The organism is Streptomyces sp. SID1328, from assembly GCF_009865595.1.
Lineage (GTDB): Bacteria > Actinomycetota > Actinomycetes > Streptomycetales > Streptomycetaceae > Streptomyces > Streptomyces griseoluteus.
The window spans coordinates 1-4,800 of the sequence record NZ_WWKH01000634.1; the positions used below are offsets into that span (position 1 = coordinate 1).

Annotated in this window: 3 protein-coding genes; all 3 read left to right on the top strand. The window is 70.3% G+C overall.

From position 1 onward, the window contains the following. Window positions 1-1,350, top strand: a 1,350-nt coding sequence (locus GT030_RS20655; protein ID WP_161202369.1) for a cytochrome ubiquinol oxidase subunit I, incomplete at its 5' end; no start/stop codon positions are given. 16 nt (window positions 1,351-1,366) lie between these two features. Further along, window positions 1,367-2,371 carry a cytochrome d ubiquinol oxidase subunit II gene (gene cydB, locus GT030_RS20660; RefSeq protein WP_161202370.1) on the top strand — a complete coding sequence of 335 codons (1,005 nt, stop codon included), beginning with the start codon at window positions 1,367-1,369 and terminating at the stop codon, window positions 2,369-2,371. 59 nt (window positions 2,372-2,430) lie between these two features. Beyond that, window positions 2,431-4,800 (top strand): thiol reductant ABC exporter subunit CydD (gene cydD, locus GT030_RS20665; RefSeq protein ID WP_161202371.1); only part of this gene is annotated, 2,370 nt, incomplete at its 3' end.

The window sequence follows — 4,800 nt, forward strand, 5'->3', positions numbered from 1 at the left end:
GCCACCAAGTTCTGGGGCAAGCTCTTCCTGATCAACATCGCGATGGGCGTGGTCACCGGCATCGTGCAGGAGTTCCAGTTCGGCATGAACTGGTCGGAGTACTCGCGCTTCGTCGGGGACATCTTCGGCGCCCCGCTGGCCTTCGAGGCGCTGATCGCCTTCTTCTTCGAGTCGACCTTCATCGGGCTGTGGATCTTCGGCTGGGACAAGCTGCCGAAGAAGATCCATCTGGCCTGCATATGGATGGTCTCGATCGGCACGATCCTCTCGGCGTACTTCATCCTCGCGGCCAACTCCTGGATGCAGCACCCCGTCGGCTTCCGGATCAACCAGGAGCGGGGGCGCGCCGAACTGACCGACTTCTGGGCCGTGCTGACCCAGAACACCGCGCTCGCCCAGGCGTTTCACACCCTCTCCGCGGCCTTCCTGACCGGCGGCGCCTTCATGGTGGGCCTGGCCGCCTACCACCTGGCCCGGCGCCGGCACATCAAGGTGATGCGGACCTCGCTGCGCCTCGGCCTGGTCACCGTGGTCATCGCCGGACTGCTCACCGCCATCAGCGGCGACACCCTCGGCAAGGTGATGTTCAAGCAGCAGCCGATGAAGATGGCCGCCGCCGAGGCCCTGTGGGACGGGCAGAAGCCCGCGCCCTTCTCGGTGTTCGCCTACGGCGACGTGGACAAGGGCCACAACACCGTCGCCATCGAGGTGCCGGGCCTGCTGTCCTTCCTCGCCAACGACGACTTCACCTCGTACGTCCCCGGCATCAACGACGTCAACAAGGCCGAGCAGCAGAAGTTCGGGCCCGGTGACTACCGGCCCAACATCCCGGTCGCCTACTGGGGCTTCCGCTGGATGATCGGGTTCGGCATGGCCTCCTTCACCCTCGGGGCGTTCGGGCTCTGGCTGACCCGGAAGAAGTTCCTGCTCCCCGGGCATCTGCGCACCGGTGACGACGAGGTGCCGCATCTGGTGCTCTTCGGGGGGCGGACGCTGGGCCCGACGCTCACCCACTGGTTCTGGCGTGTGGCCACCTGGACGATGGCCTTCCCGCTGATCGCCAACTCCTGGGGCTGGATCTTCACCGAGATGGGCCGCCAGCCCTGGGTCGTCTACGGCCTGTTCCAGACCCGCCAGGCGGTCTCCCCCGGTGTCTCCCAGGCCGAGGTCGCCATTTCCATGGCCGTCTTCACGGCGCTGTACGCGATCCTCGCGGTCATCGAGGTCCGGCTGCTGGTCAAGTACGCCAAGGCCGGACCCCCGGAGCTGACCGAGGCCGACCTCAACCCGCCCACGAAGATCGGCGGCGACCACCAGGACGCCGACCGGCCGATGGCCTTCTCGTACTAGCGCTGAGGGAACAGCCATGGAACTGCATGACGTCTGGTTCGTACTCATAGCCGTGCTGTGGACCGGCTACTTCTTCCTGGAGGGGTTCGACTTCGGGGTCGGTGTGCTGACCCGGCTGCTCGCCCGGAACCGGCCCGAGCGGCGGGTGCTGATCAACACCATCGGCCCGGTCTGGGACGGCAACGAGGTGTGGCTGCTCTCCGCGGGCGGTGCGACCTTCGCCGCTTTCCCGGAGTGGTACGCCACCCTGTTCTCCGGCTTCTATCTGCCGCTGCTGCTCATCCTGGTCTGCCTGATCGTCCGAGGTGTGGGCTTCGAGTACCGGGCCAAGCGGCCCGAGGAGAAGTGGCAGCGCAACTGGGAGTGGGCCATCTTCTGGTCCTCGCTGATCCCTGCGTTCCTCTGGGGCGTCGCCTTCGGGAACATCGTGCGGGGCGTGCAGATCGACCAGCACTTCGAGTACGTCGGCGGGCTGGCCGACCTGTTCAACCCCTACGCCCTGCTCGGCGGCGCGGTGACGCTCACCCTGTTCACCTTCCACGGGACGGTGTTCACGGCGCTCAAGACCGTCGGCGACATCCGCACGCGGGCCAGGACCCTGGCCCTGCGCCTCGGCCCGGTGACCGTCGTGCTGGCGCTCGGCTTCCTGGTCTGGACGCAGCTCCACAGCGGGGACGGTGCGAGCCTGGTCGCCCTCGTCGTGGCGGCCGTCGCCCTGGTCGGCGCACTGGGCGCCATCTGGCGGGTGCGGGAGGGATGGGCGTTCGCGCTGTCCGGGGTGACCATCGCGGCCGCCGTGGCGATGCTCTTCCTGTCGCTCTTCCCGAATGTGATGCCGTCCACCCTCGACGCGGACTGGAGCCTGACGGTCACCAACGCCTCGTCGAGCCCGTACACCCTGAAGATCATGACCTGGTGCGCCGTCATCGCCGCCCCGTTGGTCATGCTCTACCAGGCATGGACCTACTGGGTCTTCCGCAAGCGCATCGGTACCCAGCACATTGCCGAAGCCGCACACTAACCGCCTCAAGGGTATGTTTCACGTGAAACACACTCTCGGGACTGAAGGACACGTTTCACGTGAAACCGATCGATCCCCGTCTGCTGCGCTACGCCCGTGCCACGCGTTTCTTCTTCGTGGCGGTCGTCCTTCTGGGCGGGCTCGGCGCCGGCCTGGTCATCGCCCAGGCCATGCTGATCGCCGAAGTCGTGGTCGGTGCCTTCCAGCAGGGAAAGTCGGCAAGTGACCTGGTCACGCCGCTGGCCCTGTTGGCCGGTGTGGCCGGTGGACGGGCGTTGGTCTCCTGGCTCACGGAGCTGGCGGCGCACAAGGCCAGCGCGGCGGTGAAGTCCGAGCTGCGGGAGCGGCTGGTCGAGCGGGCCGCGGTGCTGGGTCCCGGCTGGCTGAGCGGCCAGCGCACCGGCTCGCTGGTCACCCTGGCCACGCGCGGGGTCGACGCCCTGGACGACTACTTCTCGCGGTACCTCCCGCAGATGGGGCTCGCCCTGGTCGTTCCGGTGGCGGTGCTGGCGCGGATCGTCACCGAGGACTGGGTCTCGGCGGCGATCATCGTCGCCACCCTCCCCCTCATCCCGGTCTTCATGATGCTGATCGGCTGGGCCACCCAGTCCCGGATGGACCGCCAGTGGTCGCTGCTGTCCCGTCTCTCCGGACACTTCCTGGACGTGGTCGCGGGGCTGCCCACGCTGAAGGTGTTCGGCCGGGCCAAGGCGCAGGCCGAGTCCATCCGCAAGATCACCGGCGAGTACCGCCGCGCCACCATGCGGACCCTGCGGATCGCCTTCCTCTCCTCCTTCGCGCTGGAGCTGCTGGCCACCCTCTCCGTCGCGCTGGTCGCCGTCACCATCGGCATGCGGCTGGTGCACGGCGGGATGGACCTGTACATCGGCCTGGTCATCCTGATCCTGGCCCCGGAGGCGTACCTCCCGCTGCGCCAGGTGGGCACGCAGTACCACGCGGCGGCCGAGGGGCTGGCGGCCGCCGAGCAGATCTTCGCCGTGCTGGAGACGCCGGTCCCGGCCACCGGCACCGCGCCCGTCCGGGCCGGCTCCCTGGCCTTCGACTCCGTGACCGTCCGCTATCCCGGCCGCTCGGCGGACGCCGTCACCGACGTCTCCTTCTCCGTCGAACCCGGCGAGACCGTGGCCCTGATCGGGCCGAGCGGCGCGGGCAAGTCCACCCTGCTCAGCGTGCTCCTCGGCTTCGTCCGGCCCACCGATGGCCAGGCCCGCGTCGGCGGCACCGACCTCGCCGACCTCGACCTCGAGGAGTGGCGCTCCAAGATCGCCTGGGTGCCGCAGCGGCCGCACCTGTACGCCGGGACCATCGCGGAGAACGTACGCCTGGCCCGCCCCGACGCGGACGACACCGCCGTACGCCGGGCGCTGGCGGACGCCGGTGCGCTGGAGTTCGTGGACGCGCTCCCCGCGGGCGCCGACACCGTGCTCGGTGAGGACGGGTCCGGGCTCTCCGCAGGCCAGCGGCAGCGGCTCGCCCTGGCCCGCGCCTTCCTCGCCGACCGGCCGGTCCTGTTGCTGGACGAGCCCACCGCCGCGCTGGACGGCGCGACCGAGGCCGACGTCGTCGCGGCGGTACGACGGCTCTCCGCCGGCCGCACGGTGCTGCTCGTCGTGCACCGGCCCGCCCTGCTGGAGGTCGCCGACCGGGTCGTGCGGCTGGAGCTGTCCGAGCCGGCCGCCGCGCCCGAGCCGGTCATGGCCGAGATCCTCACCCCCGAAATCGCTGCCGCCGCGCTGGACGCCCACGTGCCCGAGCCCGCCGGCGGTGAAGCCTTCTTCCCCGAGCCGGACGACGCCGACGACGACCGGGACGAACCGGCGCCCGAGGAGGCGACGGCCCGTGCGCGGGGCATCCTGACCCGCGTCCGTTCCGTGGCAACCGCCCGGCGCGGCCGGCTGCTCTTCGCGCTGCTGCTCGGCAGCCTGGCCCTCGGCTGTGCCGTCGGTCTGATGGCGACCTCCGGCTGGCTGATCTCCCGCGCCTCACAGCAACCGCCGGTGCTCTATCTGCTGGTCGCGGTGACGGCCACCCGGTTCTTCGGCATCGGCCGCGCGGTCTTCCGGTACACCGAGCGACTGGTGTCGCACGACGCCGTGCTGCGCATGCTGGCCGACACCCGTGTCGCCGTCTACCAGCGGCTCGAGCGGCTGGCCCCGGCCGGGCTGCGCGGCACCCGGCGCGGCGATCTGCTCAGCCGGCTCGTCGCCGACGTGGACGCCTTCCAGGACTACTGGCTGCGCTGGCTGCTGCCCGCCGGTGTGGCGGTGGTCGTCTCCGCCGCCTCGGTCGGTTTCACCGCCTGGCTGCTCCCGGAGGCGGGAGCCGCGCTCGCCGTCGGCCTGCTGCTCGCCGGAGTCGGCGTCCCGCTGATCACCGCGGCGGTCGCCCGGCGCACCGAACGACGGCTG

Bases quoted from the DNA above. Each gene is read 5' to 3' on its own strand.
- cydB (WP_161202370.1), top strand. From the start codon at position 1,367: ATGGAACTGCATGACGTCTGGTTCGTACTCATAGCCGTGCTGTGGACC.